At 67.0% G+C, this 1928-nt stretch carries 2 protein-coding genes; both read left to right on the forward strand.

Annotated features, from left to right (window positions below; translation table 11 throughout):
* Positions 1-154 precede the first annotated feature (154 nt).
* Positions 155-1393, forward strand: coding sequence for an IS701 family transposase (locus ACIF9R_RS38225; RefSeq protein WP_399987722.1), 1239 nt, complete (start codon positions 155-157; stop codon positions 1391-1393).
* Between the two features lie 116 nt (positions 1394-1509).
* Entirely contained in the window at positions 1510-1851 is a 342-nt protein-coding gene (locus tag ACIF9R_RS38230) for a hypothetical protein (RefSeq protein ID WP_399987720.1), read from the forward strand.
* The last annotated feature ends 77 nt before the right edge of the window (positions 1852-1928 follow it).

The following is a 1928-nucleotide window of genomic DNA, read 5'->3' on the forward strand; positions in this document are numbered from 1 at the left end:
TACTCCAGCCGTAGATCGTGATCTTGCCGGTGGGGTCGGCTGAGAGACAGGTACAGCCACCGCTGATCATCGGTGTGTGAAGACTGAAGATCGTGCGGTGGCCGCAGGGCACAGCGTAGACCCTGCCCGCTGGCAGGAGGCGTTCGAGGTCCTGATGTCCCGGATAGCGGGCCGGTTCGCGCGGGTCGAACCCCGGCGCCGGGTGAGGGACTTGGTGCTGGGGCTGCTATCGGACCTGCCGCGCAAGAACTGCTGGAGCATCGCCGAGTGGGCCGGGGAGGCCACCCCGGACGGCATGCAGCACCTGCTCGGCCGGGCCAGGTGGGATGCCGACGCCGTGCGCGATGAGGTGCGCGAGTACGTGCTGGAGCACCTGCGCGACGAGGATGCGGTACTGGTGGTCGACGAGACCGGGGACGTGAAGAAGGGCACGCACACCGTCGGAGTCCAGCGCCAGTACACCGGCACCGCCGGGAGGATCGAGAACTCCCAGGTCGCCGTCTACCTCGTCTACGCAGGCCGCCGCGGACACGCGGCAGTGGACCGTGAGCTGTACATCCCGCGCTCATGGACATGCGACCCGGACCGCTGCCGGGCCGCGGGCCTGGACGAGGACACCGTCTTCGCGACCAAGCCGGAGCTGGCCGCCCGCATGATCGGCCGGTTCCTGGATGCCGGGCACCGTGTGGGCTGGGTCGCGGGCGACGAGGTCTACGGTGGCAACCCGAAACTGCGGTCCGTGTTGGAAGAGCGCCAGGTCAGCTACGTCCTCGCCGTCGCCTGCTCTCATGAAGTCACCACCGGCGCGGGGAAGTTCCGTGCGGACGCTCTGGCCGCGAAGGTGCCGAAGCGGGCCTGGCAGAAGCTGTCGGCCGGGGCCGGCGCCAAGGGGCACCGCTTCTACGACTGGGCCGTCATCGACCTGGCCGAAGCACGGCCCGGCAGCCACCGGCTGCTGATCCGCCGCAACCGCACCACCGGCGAACTCGCCTACTACCGCTGCTTCTCGCCGACCCCGGTACCCCTGGCCACGCTGGTCCGCGTCGCCGGGTCGAGGTGGCGGGTGGAGGAGACATTTCAGGCCGGAAAGGGCCTGGCCGGACTGGACGAGCACCAGGTCCGCCGCTTCACTTCGTGGTCTCGCTGGGTCACCCTGGCCATGCTCGCTCACGCCTTCCTCGCCGTCGTCCGCGCCGACGAACACGCCCGCCATCCCGGTCCGGACGGGCTGATCCCGCTCACCTGCAACGAGATCCAGCGACTGTTTACGACGCTCGTCGTCCGGCCCTTGCACGATGCGTCCCACCGGCTCGACTGGTCCGCCTGGCGACGCCGCCACCAGGCCCGGGCCCAGGCCAGCCATTACCGACGACAAGCCGCGAATCAGACCTGAAGATCACGATCTGCAGTCGACCATGCCGCTGCATCAGGGGCAGCAAAGCCCTGCGAGGGGGCCAACCCCTGTGCTATCAATTGCTATCAGCTGATAGCAATTGATAAGGCGAGGTTGTGAACGCATACATCTTGAGGGAACAGCGCATCCGGCTCATCGAGGGTTTCCTCGCGGAGCAGAAGCGCCATCGTCAGGAGTTCGACGCCAAGTTGGAGACACTGGACAAGAAGATCGCTGAAGCGGAGCGGGCCGAGACGGAGAACTACCGCAACCCGGAGGTCCTCGTTCGCGGCAGCCTTGGGGCTCGCAGAAAGGTCTACCACTCGGCCACCCATCCTTGCGGACGCACTCAATATGACGGTGGGAAACAGCAAGGCTTCATGAAGATGCACGAGTCTGAAGCGAAGCTCATGGACGGTGGGACGCTCAAGCGGTGCACAGCGTGCTGGTCAGACTGACCCACCCAGGGGCTGGGGGCAGCACTGCAGGCTGCCCCCGGCCCCCACCAGGAAGATCACGATCTACGACTGGAGTA

Origin of the sequence: Streptomyces sp. NPDC086080 (genome assembly GCF_044540255.1) — a bacterium.
GTDB lineage: Bacteria > Actinomycetota > Actinomycetes > Streptomycetales > Streptomycetaceae > Streptomyces.